The 22,810-nt window shown below is 67.7% G+C and carries 23 protein-coding genes and 2 pseudogenes; 14 read left to right on the top strand and 11 right to left on the bottom strand.

Annotation, left to right across the window (positions count from 1 at the left end):
* Positions 1-111: 111 nt before the first annotated feature.
* From ACLIVD_RS43020 to ACLIVD_RS43005, 4 genes are all read left to right on the top strand, one after another.
* Complete coding sequence (locus ACLIVD_RS43020) at positions 112-747, top strand: DUF4238 domain-containing protein (protein ID WP_491933860.1); 636 nt, start codon at positions 112-114, stop codon at positions 745-747.
* A 128-nt stretch (positions 748-875) separates the two neighbouring features.
* A complete protein-coding gene (gene istA / locus ACLIVD_RS43015) occupies positions 876-2,612 on the top strand; it encodes an IS21 family transposase (protein WP_206004732.1) in 1,737 nt (578 codons plus the stop codon).
* Positions 2,609-3,421, top strand: a complete 813-nt coding sequence (locus tag ACLIVD_RS43010) for an ATP-binding protein (protein ID WP_087555394.1) — start codon at positions 2,609-2,611, stop codon at positions 3,419-3,421. The genes istA and ACLIVD_RS43010 overlap by 4 nt, the downstream gene beginning before the upstream one ends.
* 83 nt (positions 3,422-3,504) lie before the next feature.
* Positions 3,505-4,011, top strand: a complete 507-nt coding sequence (locus ACLIVD_RS43005; protein WP_491933859.1) for a hypothetical protein — start codon at positions 3,505-3,507, stop codon at positions 4,009-4,011.
* 517 nt (positions 4,012-4,528) lie between these two features.
* Here the strand turns inward: ACLIVD_RS43005 and arsA are convergent.
* The 10 genes and pseudogenes from arsA to ACLIVD_RS42955 all read right to left on the bottom strand — a co-directional run bounded on the left by arsA (position 4,529) and on the right by ACLIVD_RS42955 (position 12,448).
* Positions 4,529-6,298, bottom strand: a complete 1,770-nt coding sequence (gene arsA / locus ACLIVD_RS43000; protein WP_206004730.1) for an arsenical pump-driving ATPase — start codon at positions 6,296-6,298, stop codon at positions 4,529-4,531.
* 15 nt (positions 6,299-6,313) lie between these two features.
* The gene (arsD, locus tag ACLIVD_RS42995; protein ID WP_206004729.1) at positions 6,314-6,733 is read right to left on the bottom strand and encodes an arsenite efflux transporter metallochaperone ArsD; all 420 of its coding nucleotides are present in this window, start codon (positions 6,731-6,733) and stop codon (positions 6,314-6,316) included.
* A gap of 20 nt (positions 6,734-6,753) precedes the next feature.
* Positions 6,754-7,170, bottom strand: a complete 417-nt coding sequence (locus tag ACLIVD_RS42990) for an arsenate-mycothiol transferase ArsC (protein WP_206004728.1) — start codon at positions 7,168-7,170, stop codon at positions 6,754-6,756.
* Between the two features lie 15 nt (positions 7,171-7,185).
* Positions 7,186-7,593, bottom strand: coding sequence for an arsenate reductase ArsC (locus ACLIVD_RS42985; protein ID WP_206004727.1), 408 nt, complete (start codon positions 7,591-7,593; stop codon positions 7,186-7,188).
* Between the two features lie 45 nt (positions 7,594-7,638).
* Positions 7,639-8,321, bottom strand: a pseudogene (locus ACLIVD_RS42980) (arsenate reductase/protein-tyrosine-phosphatase family protein).
* Complete coding sequence (gene arsB, locus ACLIVD_RS42975) at positions 8,321-9,427, bottom strand: ACR3 family arsenite efflux transporter (protein ID WP_206004726.1); 1,107 nt, start codon at positions 9,425-9,427, stop codon at positions 8,321-8,323. The pseudogene ACLIVD_RS42980 and the gene arsB overlap by 1 nt, the downstream one beginning before the upstream one ends.
* Complete coding sequence (locus ACLIVD_RS42970; RefSeq protein WP_206004725.1) at positions 9,424-9,813, bottom strand: ArsR/SmtB family transcription factor; 390 nt, start codon at positions 9,811-9,813, stop codon at positions 9,424-9,426. Before ACLIVD_RS42970 ends, arsB begins: the two co-directional genes overlap by 4 nt.
* A gap of 206 nt (positions 9,814-10,019) precedes the next feature.
* Positions 10,020-10,868 carry a class I SAM-dependent methyltransferase gene (locus ACLIVD_RS42965; protein ID WP_206004724.1) on the bottom strand — a complete coding sequence of 283 codons (849 nt, stop codon included), beginning with the start codon at positions 10,866-10,868 and terminating at the stop codon, positions 10,020-10,022.
* Between the two features lie 156 nt (positions 10,869-11,024).
* A complete protein-coding gene (locus tag ACLIVD_RS42960) occupies positions 11,025-11,555 on the bottom strand; it encodes a DinB family protein (protein ID WP_206004723.1) in 531 nt (176 codons plus the stop codon).
* Positions 11,556-11,578: 23 nt separating this feature from the next.
* Entirely contained in the window at positions 11,579-12,448 is an 870-nt protein-coding gene (locus tag ACLIVD_RS42955) for a helix-turn-helix domain-containing GNAT family N-acetyltransferase (RefSeq protein WP_206004722.1), read from the bottom strand.
* A 103-nt stretch (positions 12,449-12,551) separates the two neighbouring features.
* On the opposite strand from ACLIVD_RS42955, the gene ACLIVD_RS42950 reads away from it, so the two are divergent.
* The 7 genes from ACLIVD_RS42950 to ACLIVD_RS42920 all read left to right on the top strand — a co-directional run bounded on the left by ACLIVD_RS42950 (position 12,552) and on the right by ACLIVD_RS42920 (position 20,484).
* Positions 12,552-13,907 (top strand): NAD(P)-binding domain-containing protein, encoded by a 1,356-nt coding sequence (locus ACLIVD_RS42950; RefSeq protein ID WP_206004721.1) that lies wholly within the window; start codon positions 12,552-12,554, stop codon positions 13,905-13,907.
* A 3-nt stretch (positions 13,908-13,910) separates the two neighbouring features.
* On the top strand, positions 13,911-15,137 hold the full coding sequence (locus tag ACLIVD_RS42945; RefSeq protein WP_206004720.1) for an MFS transporter: 1,227 nt from the start codon (positions 13,911-13,913) through the stop codon (positions 15,135-15,137).
* A gap of 268 nt (positions 15,138-15,405) precedes the next feature.
* Complete coding sequence (locus tag ACLIVD_RS42940) at positions 15,406-16,335, top strand: ATP-binding cassette domain-containing protein (protein ID WP_206004719.1); 930 nt, start codon at positions 15,406-15,408, stop codon at positions 16,333-16,335.
* The gene (locus ACLIVD_RS42935) at positions 16,332-17,156 is read left to right on the top strand and encodes an ABC transporter permease (protein WP_491933857.1); all 825 of its coding nucleotides are present in this window, start codon (positions 16,332-16,334) and stop codon (positions 17,154-17,156) included. Before ACLIVD_RS42940 ends, ACLIVD_RS42935 begins: the two co-directional genes overlap by 4 nt.
* 490 nt (positions 17,157-17,646) lie before the next feature.
* Positions 17,647-18,279 (top strand): sigma-70 family RNA polymerase sigma factor, encoded by a 633-nt coding sequence (locus ACLIVD_RS42930; protein WP_491933856.1) that lies wholly within the window; start codon positions 17,647-17,649, stop codon positions 18,277-18,279.
* A gap of 986 nt (positions 18,280-19,265) precedes the next feature.
* Positions 19,266-19,790, top strand: a complete 525-nt coding sequence (locus ACLIVD_RS42925; protein ID WP_491933855.1) for a hypothetical protein — start codon at positions 19,266-19,268, stop codon at positions 19,788-19,790.
* A 4-nt stretch (positions 19,791-19,794) separates the two neighbouring features.
* Positions 19,795-20,484 carry a hypothetical protein gene (locus tag ACLIVD_RS42920; protein WP_491933854.1) on the top strand — a complete coding sequence of 230 codons (690 nt, stop codon included), beginning with the start codon at positions 19,795-19,797 and terminating at the stop codon, positions 20,482-20,484.
* Positions 20,485-20,572: 88 nt separating this feature from the next.
* On the opposite strand, the gene ACLIVD_RS42915 is transcribed toward ACLIVD_RS42920, so the two are convergent.
* Entirely contained in the window at positions 20,573-21,319 is a 747-nt protein-coding gene (locus ACLIVD_RS42915; RefSeq protein WP_491933853.1) for a hypothetical protein, read from the bottom strand.
* 174 nt (positions 21,320-21,493) lie between these two features.
* Between ACLIVD_RS42915 and ACLIVD_RS42910 the strand changes: the two are divergent.
* From ACLIVD_RS42910 to ACLIVD_RS42900, 3 genes and pseudogenes are all read left to right on the top strand, one after another.
* Positions 21,494-21,616 (top strand): annotated as a pseudogene (locus ACLIVD_RS42910) (hypothetical protein); the annotation flags it as partial.
* A gap of 40 nt (positions 21,617-21,656) precedes the next feature.
* Positions 21,657-21,821: a DUF6308 family protein gene (locus ACLIVD_RS42905; protein WP_491933879.1), complete on the top strand. Its 165-nt coding sequence runs from the start codon at positions 21,657-21,659 to the stop codon at positions 21,819-21,821.
* Positions 21,821-21,961, top strand: a complete 141-nt coding sequence (locus tag ACLIVD_RS42900) for a hypothetical protein (protein WP_491933852.1) — start codon at positions 21,821-21,823, stop codon at positions 21,959-21,961. Before ACLIVD_RS42905 ends, ACLIVD_RS42900 begins: the two co-directional genes overlap by 1 nt.
* The last annotated feature ends 849 nt before the right edge of the window (positions 21,962-22,810 follow it).

Here is a 22,810-nt window from a genome sequence, read left to right as displayed (position 1 = left end):
CGGTCAAGAACCGAATATGGTTGGGAGGACCGGTTCCGGACTTGTGTCGTCCGAGCGACTTGGTCAGCAACGCAAGGGAATCCTGTCGGTCCTCATTGCTGTAATTGACCCATGATGGAGGTCGGCGAAGCGTGGCTGCGGTCGATAGATCGGTTCGGGAAGGTGGGTTCCCGTCACCACGTGATCCCGAAGTTCCTGCTCGAGAAGTGGGCAGATTCGAATGGGTTGATCTGGGTGAAGCAGAAGCAGGACCTCAAGGAGGGTGTCCGCAACATTCGGGACGTCGGGATCACCGACTTCTACACATTCCTGGCGACCGACGGACAACTCGACTCCAGTATGGAGGAGTTGTTGAGCGTGGTCGAAGGGCAAGCTGCGAGAGTGCTCGAGCACCTGAACAACCCCTACTCGGTGTCAACAACCTTGACGCCTGAACAGTTCGAGCACCTGGCGACATTCGTTGCGTTTCAGATGGCACGCAGCCCTCGTCGGCGACGTGAGTACGAATTGATGGCCGACTGGTACGGCAAGACGATGGCTGCCGGCCAGCTGGCCTCGAATATTACCGAGGACGAGCTACGGACTCTCGAGTTCGTACCACATCAGAACGAGCACATCAGCACCATCGGCCCGATGGCCAACACACTGACCGATCTGCTGATGGACCGGCCCTTCTGTCTGATCACCATCGACCGTCCGCTGTTCCTGATTGTCGCCTGCCATGAGCATGGGACCGTCTTGACCTGATTTCTGCCACCCTCATGGGACCACTCGGATTGCCAGTCATGGGACCACCCGGCGCGTCGCGCCGAAGTCCCGTCGGATCGCTCGTTTGATCGTCGTGTCGGTATCCCCGGTCACGAAGGCGGACGGGCATGGCGTTTCGGGAGGTCAATGTGAACGAAGTCAAGGAAGTGCTCCGGATCTGGCTCGGGGTGCCCGGGTCCCGGCCGCCGGGATTGCGCACGATTGCGGCGCACTGCGGGGTGGACCGCAAAACGGCCCGGCGGTACATCGAGGCCGCCCAGGCCGCGGGGCTGCAGCGCGGCGACTGTGTCGACGCCCTCGACGATGGGCTGATCGGCGCGGTGATCGAGGCGGTGCGCCCGGCCCGCCCGAGCGGACACGGCGCCGCCTGGGACCAGCTGCTGGGGTTCGAGGACCAGATTCGGGCGTGGGTCGCGGGCGACGGGCCGCATCCACCGCTGACGATCACCAAGATCGAAACACTGCTGGCCCGTCAGGGCTGTGTGGTGCCGTATCGGACGTTGCACCGATTCGCCACCGAGCGGTGCGGTTTCGGCCGCAAGGACACCACCGTCCGCATCGTCGACGGCGATCCCGGCAGCGAATGCCAGATCGACTTCGGCTACCTGGGCTATCTGACCGACCCGGACACCGGGCGGCGCCGCAAGGTGCACGCGCTGATCTTCACCGCCGTGTACTCGCGGCACATGTTCGTGTGGCTGACGTACTCGCAGACCCTGGCGGCGGTGATCGCCGGCTGCGAAGCGGCGTGGACCTTCTTCGGTGGTGTGTTCAAGGTCCTGATCCCCGACAACCTGAGACCGGTGGTGGCCGACGCGGACGCGGTCAATGCGCGGCTGTCGCAGGGGTGGCTGGACTACGCCCAGCACACCGGGTTCGTCACGGATCCGGCCCGGATCCGATCGCCGAAAGACAAACCTAGGGTCGAAAGAGCAGTTCAATATGTACGTGGAAACTACTGGGCTGGTGAGGAATTCGCTGATCTAGCCGAGGCGCAACAGCGTGCCGAGGCGTGGTGCCGTGACACCGCGGGGATGCGGACGCACGGCACCACCGCCGCCCGCCCGCTCGAGGTGTTCGACGAGGACGAGGCACCGATGCTGCTGGCCGTTCCGCCGGTTTACGACGTGCCGATCTTCAAACAGGTGAAGGTGCACCGCGACTTTCATGCCGAGGTCGCCAGGGCGTTGTATTCGATCCCGGGACAGTGGATCGGTTCGATCCTCGAGGTGCGGGCGGACAGTGCGCTGGTGAAGTTCTACGCCCGCGGAAACCTGGTGAAGGTGCACCCGCGCCAGCCCGCCGGTGGGCGCAGCACCGACCCGGAGGATCTGCCCACCGAGAAGATCGGATACGCGATGCGAGATCTGGACCGGCTGATCGGCACCTGCGCCGGGCACGGCCGCTGCGTTGGGATCTACGCCGAAAGACTGCTCGACGATCCGTTGCCCTGGATCCGGATGCGGGCGGTCTACCGGCTGCTCGGGCTGGTCCGCCGCTACGGGCCCGGCCCAGTCGAAGCGGCGTGCAGCACGGCGCTGGATCTGGATGTGGTGTCGGTGAGCAAGATCGCCTCGATGCTCGAACGCGCCACCGAGACCACCGCACCGCTGCTGCCGGCCGCCGGGTCGGCGGCACCGTCCCGGTTCACCCGCGACCCCGCCGAGTTCGCCACCGACAGGACCACCCCCGCCACCTCTGGGACCGGTGTTGCCACTGCCGGGACCGGTGTTGCCACCGAGAGGACCACCGTCGCCACTGCCGGGACCGGCGTCGCCACCGAGAGGACCGGGCATCTGACGGTGATCGCCGGGGGCAACACCGACACGAAGGAGACACGATGACCACCCCACACACACCCGCGGGGCCGGTCGATCCGATCGGCGCCGACCTGATCGCCCTTCTCAAGGCCCTCAAGCTCGGCGCCCTCAAGGACACCCTGCCCGAGCGACTGGCGCTGGCCCGCCAGCACCAACTCAGCCACGTCGCGTTCCTGGAACTGCTCCTCGCCGATGAGGTGTCCCGGCGGGAATCACGTTCGGCCACTTTGCGGTCGGCGAAGGCCGGTCTGGATCAGTCGATGCGGATCGACACCTGGAACGCTCTCGACGACCTCCGTTACGACCGATCCCTGCTCTCGGATCTGGTGTCGTTGCGGTTCGCCGAGGCCGGCCACTCGGTCCTGGTTCTGGGTCCGGTGGGGGTCGGAAAAACGCACCTGGCGACCGCCCTCGGGCACGTCGCGATCCGGCGCCGGATGACGGTGCTCTGCGCGCGGGCGGACAAGCTGTTCGCCCGGCTGCGCGCCGCCCGGCTGGACAACTCGGTCGAGGCGGAGATGCGGCGCATCGCCACCGTCGATCTCCTGGTCCTCGACGATTTTGCGCTTCGGCCCCTGGACGCGACCGAGACCAACGACTTCTACGAGTTGGTCGTGGAGCGGCATCGCCGCAAGGCGACGATCGTCTCCTCGAATAGGTCCCCTGATGAGTGGCTGTCGATGACCACCGATGCCCTGCTGGCGCAGTCGGCGATCGACCGGCTCACCTCCGCGGCGCACACCCTCGTCATCGAGGGCCCGTCCTACCGGCAACGCACCCGTCCGGGGCATGGCGCGGTTGACAGTTCAGAAGGCGAGGTCGATGCTCGATGACACCTTCGGGTGGTCCCATGCTCGTGGCAACGAGGTGGTCCCATCACCCTGGCAAGCGACACCTGATCGGTGACGAGCCGGTCGTGGTGATCACCGCCGATGACGATGTCCATCACTCGCCTGACTGCTCGATGAGCGAGGAAGAGTTCGAGCAGAAACTCAAACGCGCCGCCACGCGGAAGGGCCGTCGGCGACGCGAGATCCGCCGACTCGTGCATGTCTACCCGACGCAGCCACGAAGCATTGCGACAGCCCTCGAGATCGTGATGCCTATCAGTCCTCGCACCGTGATGTGGTTCGGGCCTGCAACGGGCTGGGATGGTGTTGTGGAGAGAGAGCGAGTCGTCGGAGCCGAAGCCGACGAGCTGGCAGACAGAATCAACAAGCGCATCACCGAGTACGCCCTGGACGTGGTTGTCGGTCGAGTAGCCGACCAGAAGTTCCGCGCCTTACCGATCCCCGAGCGCACTCCGTTGCTGGTTGTCTGCGGTTCTGACGGAGCCGCGAGAGATGCCGTGATGTCGGTACCCAAGCGTCTCAGGCCCAGGCGGTTGGACCGCAACATCGGTCTCTCCAGTTCAAAGTCATAACGTGCTGCGGAGTCGGGGTGTTGGCGCGGCCTTGCGCGTGGCGCTGGGCTGCCGAGCTTCGATGTCGTGCGGCTGGGGGCCTTGGCCTGATATGTGGCGCGGCGACGAGGGCATATGCGTGGCCGACCCGGTGGTGAGTCGGGTGGCGGCCCCGTATTGCCCGGGTCCACGGTTCACCTGGCTGCCGTATGGCGGTCCGGTGGTGTTTCGCGACGGGAGGCGCAGTCTCTGGTGGGGGCCATGTCAGCGGCTATCGACTCACCCCCGAAGTAGGCGCTGAATCCAGCCCCAGCGCTGCTGCCTTTGACCTCCGGCTGAGGGCGGGACGCCAGCGTGCTGGATCTGCGTTCCGGCGAGTCCGCCGCCCAGGTCGGTGAGCAGCAGCCCGTCACCACGACCCCCTGCTGCTGACCAGCACTCGCCCAGTGGGCTGCCGGCGCCCTCGGTCTCGGCGGATGGGCACAACCGGGTCGGCGAACGCGGGCATTCACACGGCGGCGACCCCGCCGACGACGCGTCAGTTCACCGGGACGGTCCGAGCGGGTTCGACTATCGCGGCCAGGGCATCGACTCCGACCGGTTCGGTGGCCAGCATCGGTACCACTGCGATCCGGTGGTGCGCGGCGGTGATGGCGTCGATCTCACTGTGTTCGGTTGCGGCCCGCCGCCGGAGCAGCTGCGAGGTGGGGTGGGCGACGGTGAGGGAGTTGTTGACCACCCACGCCCACGGCTCGATGCCGGCGCGCTGCAGGTCGGCCTGCAAGCCTTCGGCTTCGAGGCGGGGGGTGGTTTCGGCGAGCGTGACCAGCAGGACCTTCGTCTCATGAGGGTTCTGCAGCCGCATCAACGGGGTGGTGAAATTCGTGTTGTCACCCATCTGCCGGGCGATCTCCCGGTGATACGACCCGGTCGCATCGAGGAGGAGCAGGGTGTGCCCGGTGGGGGCGGTGTCGACGACGACGAACTTCCGCCGGGATTCGTGAATGACCCGGGAGAAGGCCTGGAACACAGCGACTTCCTCGGTGCACGGGGAGGCCAGGTCCTCGGCGAGGGTGGCGCGGCCTTGTTCGTCGAGGGCGGCGCCCTTGGTGGCCAGCACCCGGTCCCGGTACTGCGCGGTGGCGACGGCCGGATCGATGCGGGAGACCTGCAGGCCGTCGAGGTTTCCGGCGAGGGTGTCGGTCAGGTGGGCGGCCGGGTCGGTGGTGGTCAAATGCACCTGGTGGCCACGCTGAGTGAGGGCGACGGCGATCGCGGCGGCGAGGGTGGTCTTGCCGACCCCGCCCTTGCCCATGCACATGATCAGCCCGTGATCGGCGTCGGCGAGTTCGTCGATCAGGGCGGACAGGGACGCGTTCGGCACCTCGGACATGGGGGCTGTGGTGGCCGGCGCGGCAATGGAGTCGGCGTGGGTGAAGAGGCTCTCGAGTGCGCGGATGCCGACCATGTTGGTGGCCTTGAGCTGCACCCGATCGAGCGGCAGGCCGGTCAGGGCTGCGGGCAATTCTGCGAGGGCGGCCTGTTCGCGTCGGTGGATCGCGGCGGCGAGTTCGTCACCGTCCTCCGGTTCGGGGAGCAGGCCGTTGATGACGAGGTGCTGGTGGCTCAGGCCGATGTCGGCGAGTTCGGTGTGGGTGCGGGCGATCTCGGCGAGCGCCGCCCGCTGCGCCCTGGCGACGAGGACTCGCCGGGTGCGCTGCGGATCGGCAAGGGCGGCGACCGCGTCGGCGTAGATGCTGCGCTGTTTCTCGAGCCCGGACATCGGGCCCAGGCAGGAGGCGTCGCCCTTGCCATCATTGAGGAAGTCGGTCCACGAGCCGGGCAGTTGCAGCAACCGGATGGTGTGCCCGGTCGGGGCGGTGTCGAAGAGCACGTGGTCGAACCCTGCGACGGTGTCGTGGTCGGTGAGCAGGGCGGTGAACTCGTTGAACGAGGCGATCTCGGTGGTGCACGACCTGGACAGCTGCTCGGTGATCGACGCCAGTTCCTTCTCCGGCAGCAGCCCGCGCACCGGTCCGACGATCCGTTCACGGTAGGCGTCGGCGGCCTGCTCCGGGTCGATCTCGAGGGCCGAGAGCCCGGGCGCGGCGGCAACGTCGGTGATGGTGTTGCCGATGGTCAGCCCGAAGACCTGCCCGACGTTCGAGGCCGGGTCGGTACTGACCAGCAGCACTGTGCGGCCGGCGCGGGCGAGGTGAATCGCTGCGGCGCAGGCGATCGAGGTCTTCCCGACCCCGCCCTTACCGGTGAAGAACAGGAAGCGGGGCGGGGCGTCGAGAAACTTCATGACAGGCAAAGCCTTTCAGCAGCAGCTGGTTCCGGTGGTGTCGGTGGGGGCGCAGCAGGATCCGGCGTCGGTGGTGTCGGTGACCCCGAGCATCGCGGTCGCGGCCGGTACGACCGGGTCCGGGGTGTCGGTGATGATGCCGGCCCACTTGGCGAGCTGGGTCCGGTCGGGGTAGCGGCCGGTGATCGCGGTGACACCATCGACGAGCACCAGGGGCAGGCCCTCGGATCCGGAGACCTGCAGGAACGCGGTGACGGGTTCACGCTCGGCGAAGGCGAGCGGTTCGCTGGCCAGGTTGAATCGGGCGATGTTCCCGCCCTTCGAGCGGACCCAGTCCATGTCGGCGGAGAAGGTGACCAGCGCCTGGTCGACGTCGTCGCCGCAGACGCCGGTGTTGCAGCACAGGGCGGGTTCGAAAATTTCGATGGTGCTCACGAGCGGGTTCTCCTCGGGTATCAGGGCTGGGTGGTGCGGAGCTGGGCGGCGAGCTCGTCGATGCGGGTGGCGATGTCGTCACGCACCAGGCGCATCCGCTCGATGCCGTCGATACCGCGCTCGGACGGCTCAATGGTGTCCCAGTTCTCGAACCGGGTGCCGTCCACCGGGTCGACGCGGGCTTCGCGGCCGAGGGTGACCACCAGATCGACGTCGCGGACCAGCTGCGGGTCGATCAGCGTCGGGGTCTGCCCGGTGATGTCGACGCCGACCTCCAGCAAGGATTCGGCGGAGAGGGCGTTGACGGCGGCGCCGGGTGTGGTGCCGGCGGAGTACACGTCAACGGCATCGCCGGCGGCCTTGCGCATCAGGCCGGCGGCCATCTGGGACTTGCCGCCGTTCTTCACGCACACGAACAACACGGAGGGCTTACTCACGATGGTCACCCGGGTTCAGGCGGTGGCGGGGACGAGTTCGGCGATCAGCGCTTCGACCTTGGACTTGATCTGGTCGCGGATCGGGCGGACCGCGTCGACGCCCTTACCGGCCGGGTCCTCGAGGGCCCAGTCCCGGTAGCTGATCCCGGGGAAGACGGGGCAGGCGTCGCCGCAGCCCATGGTGATGACCACGTCGGAGGTCTGGACAGTGTCTGGGGTGAGGATCTTCGGGGACTGGGCGGAGATGTCGATGCCGATCTCGGCCATCGCCTCGACGGCGGCGGAGTTGATGGTCTTCGCGGGGGCGGACCCGGCGGAGCGGACCTCGACCCGGTCACCGGCGAGATGAGTGAGGAATCCGGCGGCCATCTGGGAGCGGCCGGCGTTGTGGACGCAGACGAACAACACGGAGGGCTTGGACATGAGGGAAGTCCTTTCGAAAAACGGGTCGGGGACGTCTGGTCCGGGTCAGGCCGGGACGGTGGTGAGTTCGCGCAGCAGAGCCCGGACTCGGGTGTCGAGGTCGTTGCGGATGACCCGCACGACGTCGAGCGGTTGCGCGTCGGGGTCGGCGAGGGCCCAGTCCAGGTACCGCTTGCCCGGGTAGATCGCACAGGCGTCGCCGCAGCCCATCGACACCACCACGTCGGCGGCGGCGACGACGTCGTCGGTCAGCGGCTTCGGGTACTCGGCGCCCAGGTCGATCCCGACCTCGGTCATCGCCAGGGTAACGGTGGGGTTGATCGCGTGGATGGGGGCGGACCCGGCGGAACGGACATGCACCCGCCCGCGGGCGTGGTGGTCGAGCAGGGCGGCGGCCATCTGGGAACGCCCGGCGTTGTGCACGCACACGAACAGCACCTCCGGGACGTCCTTCGGTGCCGCACCCTGTGATTGGGCCAGGGCGGTGAGCCGGTCGGCGGCGAACCGCCCGGCCAAGGTGGTCAGGTGGGTGTGCACCTTGGAGGTGCGCCGCAGCGCGGTGTAGGACTCGAAGACGTACCGCTCCACCGTCTGCGGGGAGAAGACGCCGGTGTAGGTTCGGCCAGGTCTGCGGCGGTGCGCGAGAGGACCGCCTGGGGCATCAGCAGTTCCGGCCCTGCCCGGTGGAGCGAGGGGAACAGTTCCTTCTCGAGCGGGCTGTCGGACATCAGGACTCCTTCGTCACAGATGCAGATTCGGGGGTGAAACCAGTCGAGTGGGTGAAGCGGTTACGGAGCGCCAGGGACACGTAGACCAGGGCGACGAGGACGGGGACCTCGATCAGCGGTCCGACGACACCGGCCAACGCCTGACCGGAGGTGGCGCCGTAGGTGGCGATGGCCACGGCGATGGCGAGTTCGAAGTTGTTGCCCGCGGCGGTGAACGCCAGGGTGGTGGTGCGCTCGTAACCCAGACCCATGGCCGCGCCGAGGGCGTAGCCGCCGCCCCACATGATCGCGAAATACGCCAGCAACGGAATGGCGATGCGGACGACGTCCCACGGCTGGGAGGTGATCTGCTCACCTTGAAGGGCGAAGAGGATCACGATCGTGAACAACAGCCCGTACAGCGCCCAGGGCCCGATCTTCGGGATGAACGTGGACTCGTACCACTCACGGCCCTTGGCCTTTTCGCCGAAACGGCGGGTCAGGTAGCCGGCGAGCAGGGGGATGCCCAGGAAGATCAGTACCGATTTGGCGATCTGCCACGGCGAGGTGTCGATGGTGGTCTGTTCGAGACCCAGCCAGCCGGGAAGGACCGAGAGGTAGAACCAGCCGAGGACGGCGAACATGAGCACCTGGAACACCGAGTTGATTGCGACCAGCACGGCGGCGGCCTCGCGGTCACCGCAGGCGAGGTCGTTCCAGATGATCACCATGGCGATGCAGCGGGCCAGGCCGACGATGATTAGGCCGGTGCGGTACTCGGGCAGGTCCGGCAGCAGCAGCCAGGCGAGGGCGAACATCAGCGCGGGCCCGAGCACCCAGTTCAGGACCAACGAGCCGACGAGGAGTTTGCGGTCGCCGGTGACGGTGTCGAGCCGGTCGTAGCGGACCTTGGCGAGCACCGGGTACATCATGATCAGCAGTCCGAGCGCGATCGGCAACGAGATGCCGTCGATCTCCACCGCGGACACGGCGTCCCCGAGGCCGGGAATCATCCGGCCCAGCAGTAGTCCGGCGACCATGGCGACGCCGATCCACACCGGCAGGAACCGGTCGAGGGTGGAGAGTTTCCCGACGACGGCCGGGTGTTCGGTGGCGGTCTCACTCATGCCGGCACCTCCGTGGCGCACGCTTCGGACGGGACGACGGGTCCGCCCTCGGTGAGCAGCACCGCCGACAGTTGCTGCAGGGCGGAGGGGATCACCCAGTAGTACACCCAGGTGCCGCGGCGTTCGCAGTCCAGTAATCCGGCGTGGCGCAGCACCTTCAGGTGGTGCGAGATCGTCGGCTGGGACAACTCGATCGTGGCGGAGATGTCGCACACGCACGCCTCGCCGCCCGCGTGGGAGGCGACGAGGCTGAGCAGGCGCAGCCGGACCGGGTCGCCGAGGGCCTTGAACATTCGGGCCAGATCCCCGGCCCAGTCCTCGGTCAAGGGTTCGCGTGCCAGGGGTGAGCAGCAGGCACCGCTCTCCGACACCTCTTGTTTCGACATGCTTCGATATTGACAGGAATCAAATCAGGCCGCAAATCGGTAGTCGGTGGACCTGTGTCCGGGTAGGGAGTCGACGATCCCGGCTTGACCTTCGAGTCGAGTCGATGGTTTGCCGTCGGCGTATGGGGTTCTTTCCGCATCTCACAGCTGGCGGAGTGTTCCGCGATCCTCCCGGTGCGCTGCCGGTGACCGAGGACCGATGCGGACTACCGTTTGCGTGCGGTGACGAGAAGGTATTCGGCTTCGTAGTGTGTCCGACCGGGCGCATCGGCCCGATTCCATGCGGTGAGGAACTGCAGGAAATCCTGTTCGAGGTGCGCGATCCGATCCGGGTCCGCGGCGTTGTGGCGGTAGACGGCGATCGTCGGGCCGTAGTTGCGTTTCCAGAACTCCCGGAATTCGGTCGGGTTGGCGAAGCGGTCGATCACGAGCGACTGGCGGTGCGCGTCGAGGGCGGTCACCCGGTCGCCGAACAGGTCGCGGATGTGTTGCTCGTCGCCCCACAGCGGCGGCGGGTTCGCACCGGGCGGCGGGGGCGGTGCGTAGGGTCCCATGGTCTTGAACAGGTTGCCGATCAGGCCCTGCGGTGTCCAGTTGATCATCGCGATGGTGCCGCCGGGCCGGCAGACTCGCAGCATCTCGTCGGCTGTCCGCTGATGGTGCGGCGCGAACATTGCTCCGACGACCGAGATGACGGCGTCGAAGCTGTCGTCGTCGAACGCCAACGCCTCTGCGTCGGCCTCGACCCAGTCCAGCTCGACGCCGCGCTGGTCGGCGATCGCTCGCCCGGCGACGAACAGTTCCGGTGTCAGGTCCGACGCGACGACGGTGGCGCCGCGCGCGGCAGCCGGGATCGCGGCGTTGCCGCTGCCGGCGGCCACGTCGAGCACCCGCTGGCCGGAGCGGATATCGACTGCTTCCACGAGCACCTCGCCGAGGGTCGGGATCAGCTCGGCGGCAACGGCCGGGTAATCGCCGGAGGCCCACAGCGCCCGGTGCTTGGCCTTGAGCGCGCGGTCGATGTCGATGTGGGTATCGGTGGGAATGGTGGTCATGAAAGTTTCCTCGTCCTCGATGGATAGCCGGGATGTCGGCACACCTATAGACGCCGGCCGGTCCGGAAGGACGCACCCGAGCTGATGTCGGCGGGGCCGGCGCCCGTCGGTGCGTACCGGGCCAGTCGAAGGCACCGGAGTTCCGACGGTGCGGCGTCAGCCGAGAGTGAGCTGGGCGCGGTGGAAGTCGAAGTGCTTACCCGGATACCGGTAGACCTGTTCGAGGGTCATGGTCTCGGTGAACAGCGGATCCCAGCGCACCGGAAAAGCCATGCTGCGCAGCAGGTTCGCCTCCGTTTCCCGGGCGAGGGAGCGTTGCAGATTCGCGATGACGCGGTCGCACTGGCGGCCCATCCGGCGGCGATCGAAGACGGTGGCCGCCGCGCACGAGCCGAGGTAATTGACCTCGTGGAACGCCGGCGTGGCGGCGTCCAGTCCGCGGGCGAATCCTCGGCCGACCCGGTCCGGCAACCGGGAGAACACCCGGACCAGGATCAGCAGTCGGCGCACCACCATGTAGCCGAAAACCATGTGGAACAGCAGTTGTTCATTGGTCCAGCGGGTGCCGGCGGAGCGTCGATCGAAATCCGCTGCGGTGGCGCGGCCGAGGATTTCGTGCAGCGTTCGGCGGGCGCGTTCGAGGTCGGCGGCGATCTCCTGGCGGTCGACGGGTGGCGGCTCGGACATGATGCGCCTCAGTCGGTTCCGGGTTACCCGGCGACGGGGCTGCGGCGTTCGAGGAAGACGGCGTCGCGCCAGATCCCGTCGAGCTGGGCGATGCGCTCGCGCACCCCGAGGGTGCGGAACCCGGCGGAGTGGTGCAGAGCGATGGAAGCCCGGTTCTCCGGGAAGATCGAGGTCTGCAACGTCCACAGCCCGGCCTCGTCGGCGGCGATCACCTGGGTGCGCAGCAAAGTCTTCCCGACCCCGCGCCCGCGCATCCCGTCGGCGACGTAGATCGAGTTCTCGGCCACCCCGGCGTAGCAGTCCCGCCCGGACACCGAGGACAGGGCGGCCCAGCCGACCACGACGCCGTCGATTTCGGCGACCCACCGATGCCCGTCGAGCCACTGGGTGTCCAACACCTCGTGGGCGGGGACCTCGGTGGTGAAGGTGGCGATGCGGGTGGCGATTCCCTCGCCGTAGATTCGGCGCACATCGTCCCAATCCTGCTCGGTCATGGCGCGAACCACGACGTCGTCGGGGAGGTCGTCCGGGCAGCACGGGCGCGGGGTGAGCACACCCATCACCGCGTCGGCGGCGTGCGGGAGACCGGTGCAGCAGGACGGGTTGACCGTGACGACGGTGCTGGTGCCGTTCTTGTGTACCGAGACGAACCCGACGTCGGCGAGCTTGCGGACGTGATGGGAGACGGTGGGCTGACCGATCTCCAGCGCCGAGGCGAGATCGCCGACCGTGATCCCGGCCGGGCGGGAGGCGACGTGGTGCAGCAGCCGCACCCGGGTCGGGTCGGCCAGGCAGGCGAACCAGCCGGCGTAGGTGACCGCGTCCTCCGGCGCCAACGCATCCACCTGCTCGGCACCGGGGGCGCGGACGACCGGCATGTCCAGGGAAGTCATGCCCTTCACTATATCGATATCCATCGATGGTTGCATTAATCGACGCACATCGATACTCTTCGATCTCAATGGATCGATGAACGTCGATGAAAGGATTATCCAGATGAACACCTTGCCCGTAGTCGTCGTAGGCGCCGGCCCGATCGGCCTCGCAGCCGCGGCACAATTGCGTGAGCGCGGCCTGACCCCGCTGGTCTTCGAACGCGGCCCGGTGGCCGGTGCGGCGATCTCCGAGTGGAACCACGTGCGGCTGTTCTCCCGCTGGGGTGAGCTGATCGACCCCGCCGCCCGCCGCCTGCTCGTCGCCACCGGCTGGGTGGCCCCGGACGACGAGGCGTACCCAACCGGCCAGGACTGGACCCGCGACTACCTTTCGCCGCTGGCCGCCGCCCTTGGCGACATCGTGCAGCTGGGCACCGAGGTGGTCGGCGTGGCCCGCCGCGGCCGGGACCGGGTCGTCGACGCCGGCCGCGACACCGAACCGCTCTCGGTGCACCTGCGCCGCGCCGACGGCACCGCGGACCGCATCCTCGCGCAGGCCGTCATCGACGCCTCCGGCACCTGGACCACCCCCAATCCGCTCGGCGGTGAAGGTCTGCCCGCACTCGGCGAGAAGTCCGCGGCCGACCGGATCGAGTACCGGGTGCCGAACATCGACGACCCGAAGGTGCGGGATCGGTACGCGGGCAAGCACATCGTGATCGCCGGCAGTGGGCACTCGGCGCTGACCGCCATCGTCGCGTTGGCCGATCTGGAGAAGCAGGCGCCGGGTACCCGGATCAGCTGGGTGCTGCGCCGCGGCGACGCCGGCTCCGCCTTCGGCGGCGGCGAGGACGATCAGCTGCCCGCCCGCGGCGCCCTCGGATTGCGCGCCAAGGCGGCGGTCGACGACGGGCTGTTGCAGGTGGTTCCCGGATTCCGCACCGCAGCCATCGAGTCCCACGGTGAGCGGGTGGTGTTGGTGTCCGACACCGGCGCCCGGATCGAGGACGTCGATCGGGTGGTGGTGCTTACCGGGTTCCGGCCCGATTTGTCCTGGCTCTCGGAGATTCGCCTGGGCCTGGATCCGGTGCTGCAGGCCCCGACCCAGTTGGCGCCGTTGATCGATCCGAACGTGCATTCCTGCGGCACTGTCTACCCGCACGGGGTCGCCGAACTGTCGCATCCGGAGCCGAATGTGTTCCTGGTCGGGATGAAGAGCTACGGCCGCGCCCCGACGTTCCTGGCGATGACCGGGTACGAGCAGGTCCGCAGCATCGCGGCCGCCCTGGCCGGGGACCACGACGCCGCCGCCCGGGTCGAACTCACGTTGCCGGAGACCGGAGTGTGCGGCGGCGCCGGGGTGTTCGACGACGCCGACACCCCTGCCGACACCGTCGACGCCGAGGAAGCACCCGCTGGGTGCTGCCCCGCACCGGACCTGGCGCTGATCAGTCTCGCCACCCGCGCGGGCCGATAACCGATGACGGACACCAGGACCCTGCCGCAGACCGCGTCTCTCGACGGGACCGGTCTGCGGCGGGTCCTGGCGGTGCTGTGCCTGACCGAGATCACCAGCTGGGGCATCCTCTACTACGCGTTTCCGGTGCTCTCGGTATCCATCTCGGCCGATACCGGGTGGTCGCTGCCGCAGATCACCGCCGCGTTCTCGATCTCCCAGCTCGCCGCAGCACTCACGGGCATTCCGGTGGGGCGGATCATCGACCGGATCGGCCCACGGACGGTGATGACCGCCGGCTCCGTCCTGGCCGTTCCGTCCCTGCTGGTGGTGGCGGCGGCCCCGAGTCTGCCGATCTTCTACGCCGGCTGGATCGCGGCCGGGATCGCGATGGGCGGCGTGCTGTATCCGCCGGCGTTCGCGGCGCTGACCCGCTGGTACGGCGGCGGCTACGTCAAAGCGCTGATGATCCTGACCCTGGCCGCCGGGCTGGCCAGCACCGTCTTCGCCCCGCTCACCGCCGCGCTGGTCGACCGGTATGACTGGCGCACAACCTATCTCGTCCTCGCCGCCGTCCTTGCCGTCGTCACCGTGCCTGGGCACCTGCTGGGGTTGCGTGGGCGGTGGCCGCGCCCACCCACCCCAGTGGGGGACCATCCGGTCGATCACCGGGATGCCTCTCGCAGCCGCGCGTTCCTCGCCCTCGTCATCGCACTGAGTCTCGGGGCGTTCGCCGCGTTCGCCGGGGTGTTCAACCTGGTCCCGTTGCTGATCGAGCAGGGCTTCTCCCCGTCGCTGGCGGCCCTCACCCTAGGGTTGGGCGGTGCCGGGCAGGTCCTCGGCCGCCTCGGCTACCTTCCGATCGCCGCCCGCACCACCGCCCGCACCCGGATCGTGGTCATCCTCGCCGCCACCGCCGCCAGCACCGCATTGCTCGGGATCGCCTCCACCACCATCGCGTTGATTTCGGTGGCCATCGGGGCCGGGCTGATCCGCGGGATCTTCACCCTGATCCAGGCCACCGCGATCACCGACCGATGGGGCGCCACCCACTACGGACGCCTGAACGGGCTGATGTCCGCCCCGGTCGTCATCGTCATGGCCCTGGCCCCGTGGGCCGGAACCGTCCTGTCGGCGTGGACCGGCAGCTACGCCCGCACCTACCTGATCCTCGCCGCCCTCGCCGTGGTCGCGGCCCTGATCGGGGCCGCCAGCATCCCGCATCACCGCAAGGCCGACATCGCCGCCTGACACCACCTGGGATTGGAGTGGCAACGGACGCTGTCGTCGGCGTCGCTGCGCGGGGTGGACCGCGACGCCCACCACCTGGTGAGCAGGCTCGCCGGCGTCCGATAGAGAGCTGATTCGGCGGTGGGCGCGTCCAACGCGAAGTTGCTTCGTCTGAGGAAGCGGACTCTCATCCAGAACCGGGTGAGAGCACACCCTTCTTCGAGAGGAACCCTGCGATGACCACGCACCCGACTACCCGCCCGGCCGGAGACCACCGCGGGGGTGCGAGATGACCGCCCCTGCCGTCCTCGTCGAGGACCTGCACGTCGCCTATGGCACAACCTGGGCTCTCGACGGCGTCGACCTGGAGGCTGCCGCCGGGACCACCCTCGGGGTCCTCGGCCACAACGGTGCCGGCAAGACCACCCTGATCCGCACGTTGACCACCCTGGTGCGGCCCACCGTCGGCCGCGTGCAGATCGAGGGTCTCGACGTCGTCGCCGCCGCCGACCAGGTGCGCCGCCGGATCGGGGTGACCGGCCAATACGCCGGGCTCGACGAATTCCTCACCGCCCGGGAAAATCTGGAACTGATCGGCCGCCTGACCGGGCTGCGCCGCACCGCCGCCCGCGTACGGGCCGACGCGCTGATCGACCGGCTCGGATTGGACGAGTACGCCACCCGGCGGGTCGGGGAACTCTCCGGCGGCTCGCGCCGCCGGATCGATCTGGCCGCCAGCCTCGCCGGCTCTCCGTCGGTGCTGTTCCTCGACGAGCCGACCACCGGCCTGGACCCGATCGCCCGCACCGGGCTGTGGGACGTCGTCGACGAGCTCACCGACGCGGGCACCACGGTCGTGCTCACCACCCAGTACCTCGAGGAAGCCGACCGGCTCGCCGACCACATCGTGGTCCTGAGTCGGGGCCGGGTCGCCGCCCGCGGCACCCCCGCCGAGCTGAAACGGATCGTCGGCGGCAAGGTCGTCAGCGCGACCGTCCCCGCCGGTCAGCTCGCCGCGCTGCCGTTCATCCCGGACGCCGACCGGGTCGACGCCGACCGGGTTCGGGTGTCGGTCACCGTCGACGACGCCCCCACCGCGACCGAACTGGTCGCTCACCTGCACCGCGGCGGCATCGAGGTCACTGACCTGGACGTGACCTCCCCGAGCCTCGACGACGTCTTCACCCACCTCGCCCACACCCCCGGAGCCCACCGATGACCACCATCCGCACCACCACCACCACCGCCCAGGTCGGGCGTCCCTCGGCCGTGGACCAGCTCGCCGCCCTCACCGTCCGGAACCTGCGCACCAGTGCCCGCGTCCCGCAGTTGCTGATGTTCTCGCTGACCATGCCGATGGCCATGTTGGTGCTGTTCAGCCAGGTCTTCCGCAGCGTCGCCGCCGGACCCGGTTTCCCGGCCGGGGTCAGCTACATCGTCTTCCTCACCCCGGCCATGCTCGCCGTCTCCACGGTGATGGCCGGCACCAACGCCGGCGTCTCCGCCGCCATCGATCACACCAACGGCCTGCACGACCGATTCGCGGCCCTGCCGATGCGGGCGGCGTTGCCGGGGGTGGCCCGCACGATCAACGAGGCCGCGTTCACCCTGGCCCGGGCTGCGTTGCTCGGGATCGCGGCCGTCGCTTTGGGTTTCGAGTTCCACGGCACCGCCGTCGATGCCGTCGCCGCGGTCGTGGTGCTGGTGGTGCTCGCGGGGGCGATGAGCGCGCTGTTCGGGCTGATCGGGGACCGGCTGCGGCGGCCGGACGTGGTGCAGTTCGCCGGGATGATGGTGATGATGCCGCTGATGTTCGTCTCGAGTGCGTTCGCGCCGATCGAGACCATGCCCGGCTGGATGCAGGCCATGGCGACGGTGAATCCGGTCGCGCACGCCACCGACGCCCTGCGCGGGCACGTGCTCGGCACCGCCACCGCTGGTGACACCGCCGCGGCCCTGGTCGCGGCGATCGGGTTGTGGGCGGTGGTCACCGCCGTCCCCGTCCTCACCCGTCTGGTGCGGTCGGTACGCACCCGCTGACCGGCGACACACCCGCCCCGTCCTTCACCGAAGGATGGGGCGGGTTCTTCGTGTGTGCTGTCCGTCTGGCTCCGGGCACTCTTCCGGCCCCTACCCCAATACAGAGGGGGTAAGGGCTAGGAGAGTGCTGTGGTCAGCGGATACGCCCGGTGCGGGCGGCGACGGCGCTCATGCGGCGGCGTCGAGCAGATGCAGTTCCTCCGCCACGATCAGATCGACCTCTTCGTCGGTCAGACCCGAAAACAAATGTGTGGTCAGCATCGCTCTCACCTCCTCACCGCGCTTCTACTGATACGTCGAACCGGAGAACCCGTCATCGACATCGACACCCATACAGACGAGGCATCCCGGATATGGACGCAACGACGACGTCGGATCGCGGATGCGTCCGTATCCGGTCACCGTCGTCGGTACCTCGAAAGGGCGCCCCGAAGGGGTCGCCACCGCGCCGCCGGGCGGGGATGCTGGAGACGGAAAGGAACCACAGATCATGAGCAGCGAGGACACGGCCACCACCGCAACCACACAGCCGGTACCAGCAGATCTCGACCAGCTCTGGCGCCGCTTCTCGAGCGACCTGCGGGCCTTCATCGCCCGCCGGGTCTCCCGTCCCGAGGACGCCGACGACATCCTGTCGATCGTGTTCCTGCGGATGGCCAAGAGCCTGGACAACCTGCGCGAGCAGGACCGGCTCCTCGGCTGGATGTATGCCATCACCCGCAACGCGATCACCGACTACTACCGGTCCGCGCCCCACCGCCGCGAGCTCGCCGTCGACGCTGTCCCCGACACCCCACCGGACGGCGAACCCGACGCCGACGAGGCGGCGGAGAAGGAACTCGCCTCCTGCCTGGTGCCGATGCTCTCCGGGTTGCCCGCCGAGCAGGCCGCCGCGGTGCGGATGGTCGACCTCGACGCCCGCACCCACGCCGCCGCCGCCGACGAGGCGGGAATCTCGGTGTCCGGGATGAAATCCCGGGTCCAACGCGGCCGCGCCACCCTCCAGGCCCGACTGCACGCCTGCTGTGAGATCAGCCAGGACCGCACCGGCCACGTGCACGACTACCAGCCCCGCAGCGGCGGAACCTGCGCCTGCGGCGCCACAACGCCGGCGGACCAATAGCCCCGCACACCGTCTCCGGGGGACGGCGACCGGTCGCATGACCCAGCTCAGACGGCGGTGCGGTGCGAGCCATCTTCGCTCGCACCGCACCGCCATCTGTTGTGAATTGAGTGGCTACTGGCAGCCGCACCCGCCGCCGGCCGTCGCCGCCGGACCGCAGCACGTCGACTTCTCACGCTGGTCGCAGCAGATGGTTTGCCTCTCGGTGCTGCAACACGTGGGCGCCGCAGCCTGTGGTGTTGCGTCCGTTCGATCCGTCGCCGGGTTCTCGAACTCGTGGGGGTTGGTCATGGTGGCTCCTTGATCCGTCGGGTTGGGTACCAGATCAGACGGAGGAGAACGAGAAAGGACGCACGGGCCGCTGCGGAAGAACCTGCGCCTGGCCGTCGCGGGCGGCTCGGGTGTGTGCCAGCTGCTTCCGTGCAGGTCACGGACCCTACTGTTGCGTCGCCGCAGCCGGCACCGACATGATGTGGGTGCCCGAGGCAATAGCCGAGGGAAGCGGTTCGTGTAGGAGGTCTCCGGGGCGTAAGCACCCCTGTAGGCAGCCCCACCCAGCGGTTTCCAGCCTTGCGCGCCCACCACATACGGTGAACGCTTGCCGCTTCGGCGAGAGGCATTCATGCGATTTTTCGGGGCGCACGCGCGTGTCGTAGCGGTCGGAGTTCGCGGCCGGCCCGCTGACCTCGATCTGGCGTCGCTGAATTTGCAGGCGGTGCCTGGCCTCTACCGCCGGGTCCTGCTCGACTTCACGGAGTCCGAAATGAAATCTCCGGATCGTGGGTCGGCCCCCTGCAGGGAGTACGTGGAGTACGATGATTTTTACGTACTTCACGTATCGGAGGTGTGGGATGCCGGAGAATCGAACACGGCGGAAGGTGATCAAGGCGCCGGCCGCGAAAAGCGGGGGTGGGTCGCGGGTGGTGGCCGGTCGTGGTCACCGGTTGAGTGCTGCCCGGCCCACTGGTGCGGGCCGTGGTGTGGAGGTGGCTGGCGAGTTCGTGGAGTACGTGACCCGGAATGCGCCGCGTCAGGAGTGGGCGCTGATCGCGAAGCTGATTCTCGATGAGGCGTTCGCCGACCCGGTGGGCACTCGTGCCGGGGACCTTGCGGGCGCGGCGGCGCAGCGGCGGCAGTCGTTGCTCGAGCAGGTGGCCACCTTCAAGGCCGGGGAGGCCGGGCGGGTGCTGGCCCCGCGGGCGGGGGAATCGCGGACTCTGGTGAAGAAGTTGCGGGATGAGGGTGTGTTGCTCGGTTTGCCGTTGGGGCGCCGCCCCGATTATCACTATCCGGCGTTCCAGTTCGATACGGTGCATCACCGGGTGTGGCCGATCGTGGCGTACGCGAACAGCAGGTTGGGGGCGGCGGAGGACCCGTGGGGGGTCACGTCCTGGTGGCGCACCCCCTCCGACATCCTCGACGGCCGAACCCCGTTGCAGGAGCTCGAGGACGGCGATCTGACCGAGATCGCCGTCGACAACATGATCAGCCTGGCCGAGCGGGGAATGTAGGAGAGTGGGGGCCTACAACGGCAATCCGGCGAACATCGACACCATCGCGGCGGGGACATCGGTGTGGCGGGTGCACTGGACATCCTCGTCCTATCCTCCGAATGCGTTCAATCGCAGCAACATCGCGCCCTGGGTCGATGCCCGCACCCTCGATACCCGCACGTCTGTCATTCCGGTGCAGGGGCGTTTCGAGCCTGTCCACGACCCTGCCGTGTGCCCGGGTGGGGCCGCGCTGGGCGGTTACCTGTATCTCGGGTTGTCGGTGGGTGCGGTGGTCGCCGAGGGCATTCTGCGTGGCCAGGACATCCCACCGGACCTGATCATCCGACAACGGCTGCTGGCCGGTAAGTCCTTGGCGCAACTCGTGCTGGACGATGATGTCGACGTCGCGGTGCTGGACGGGCAGCGGAACCTGATCCCGCTCGGCCGGGATGCCTCCCTGACGGCGTGCACCTGGCGGGACTACGGGCAGACTCGCCGGACCGCAACCGACATTCTGACCCACACCCCTGCGGCGCAGGGGCTGCGCTACGAGTGCCGGCACGGACGAAACGAACTCGCGCTGATGCTGATCGACGGACGAACGACACCGGCTCTGACGGTGGTGCGCTCGGCACCACTCGACACCGACGGATGGGCTCGGGATGCGGTGACCGCCTCGCTCCTCGACGACTTCAATCTGACGTTGGGGTAATCGGCAGTGCTGGCACCACGAGCGACAGGATCCGCGTGTCGTCGAGTCGATGCGCCAGCACCCCGACGGGTTGGCTCCGCTGCTGTATTCAGTCTTCCAAACTGACGCCACGGGCGACGTCGCGACGGATCTGTTTCAATCGATCTTTCGCAAGCTGCAAGGCCGCCTGTTGTTCCTCCACCATCTTGATGGCGTCAGCCTCTGCAGTGGTCAGCGTCGGCTGTTCGGACATTGTTCTCGCTGGTGGACGTGCCGCTGGCCCGATACGGTCGGTGCCGATAACACCTCGTCGTGCCGCGCGTGCTGGGCAATCCTCGACTCTGCTTGTCCGCGACCTGGACGAGCGGTGCTGTCTGACTTCGACGGTGTGTCCGCATGTGAGTGTTGACGCCCAGATGTCGAGTTCGTGTTCGGGGATCTTCGATGCGCTCCGGAACAGATTTCGGATGACTTCGATTTGCCTAGGGCTGAGCGGCGGAGGCGGACAGCAGAATCCGCAGTGGGTTATCCGTGAGCCGCTGATGCCAGTTCTATAGGCGTGGCAGTCACGGTGTCTGTCGAGGTAGTACTTGTTTTCGGCGTCGTATTCCTCACGTTCAGCGGGAGTCATGTGCATTTCCGGAGGCCATGAACCTCGGTTGTCGATGAATGGTCTGCCGCAACCTCGACAGGGCATGTTCGCTTCGAACTCGACTTCGGTGAGGTAGGTTCCGTTCCTTTCCCATTCGAGTCGTTTCTCTGTTTCGCGCCGATCGCGTTCCTCGGCTTCGAGGGCGTCACGCATGACTTTGTCGGCGGCGCGCTGCTTCTTCTGTTCCTCGGTGAGTCTGGGCATGCCGTGGACGGTATCGCCCGTGGGGTTTCGTCGCTACGGTCCCTAAACGCGCATGAACCCCTTCATGTTTTCCATGGTGTCGACGTTTGTCCCGTCCACACGCGGGTTCGGCCTTGAGCTCAATCGGGAGGGGCCGTTTTTCGTGTTTTAGGTTTCCTCGCGGCGGCGACGGCGATGGTCGACGCCCTGCTGCACTCGGATGACCGTGATCTGGTCCGCGGAGTCGTCGCGGCGGCGGTGACGTTCTTGTCCGTGCAGATTCCGCCGAGGGCGGCGCGGGCGATCCTGGATACCGCCGCGGAGGCGCTGAGCGTGCTTCTGCGGGCGGTGGGACCGGATCGGGACTTGGTTCGACGAATCGGATCCGCTCGGCCAGGGGTGGCCTGCCTGGGACCTGGAAACGGCGCTGTGGGCGTTGCCGGGGATCGGCCGGACGAAGGCCACGAAGCTGATTGCCCGTAAACGTCCCCGCGCCTGTTCCCGATCTGGGATTCGGTGGTGATGGGGGTTTTGGGTACTGCACGCGCCCACTTGAATCCGGTGCGGGAGGCGCTGCGTGCCGACGACGGGGCGTTGCACGGGCGGTTGCTGAGGATCGGGGCTGCGGAGGAGATTTTACGGTGTTGCGGGTCTTCGATGTGATTGCGTGGATGGACGGTAAGGACCGGGGTCTGGGGCAGCGTGCTGACCAGGAAAGATGAGATGTCCCGGAGGGGCTCGAGAAGAGCGCGTCCGGTAGCCGCTTGTGCTTCGCCGGCGGGCCGTGAGTTGCTGCTGACGGTGCTTGATGGTCCGTCGGGTGGGCAGTACGTGGAGGGCCGCGTCGATCGGACCGCCCTGGCTGGACCCGCACCGATGTAGACGCCCCGTAGGCGCATTCCGTGTGCCGTGTGGGGGTGTAATGGTGTTGTGACCTGGTGTGATGACATGTCCCCGGTTTGTGATGTGGGGGTTGCCGGCGACCCCCACACAGGGGAGTGCCGACGCCGGGTGTGGGGGTGTCGACGGGCGCGTGGGGTGCCTGTTTCGCCCCGGTTTAGAGTCGAGTTTTTGAAAGGTGTTGATTTACAACATGTTTGGATAAATAATTGGTAGATAAGTAATTACGTGCGTTGTGCACAAATGTGAGATTGTAAGGTTCGTAATACGTTGCTGAGAAACAAGGTTTGAGAAATTGTTGATTTTGGATGATTGAGGGGTGTGGCGGTGGGCGGGTGGTATGCTGTGGGTATGACATTGAGTGGTGCGGGAAGCCGAGCGGGCGGCGAGTCGGGCACACCCTCCTGCCTCCCCAGCCTCGCTGGGGTGTGGGGGACCGGACCGAACGCTTCGATTAAAACCACTGGTGAGAACCTAATCTCGGAAACCCAGAGGAGCGAAGCGACTCGATTGACGGCAACGGGAATCGACCCACTGCGAGCCGCGCAGCGGCTCCCTGGCGGGGAGCGAAGCGACTCGCTCCGTCTCCCGGTGCGGAGCGCCGGGAGCAGC

The organism is Rhodococcus sp. G6(2025), assembly GCF_058628105.1.
The sequence above is the reverse complement of the archived record's forward strand: the minus strand, read 5'-3'. Positions and strand labels throughout refer to the sequence as shown.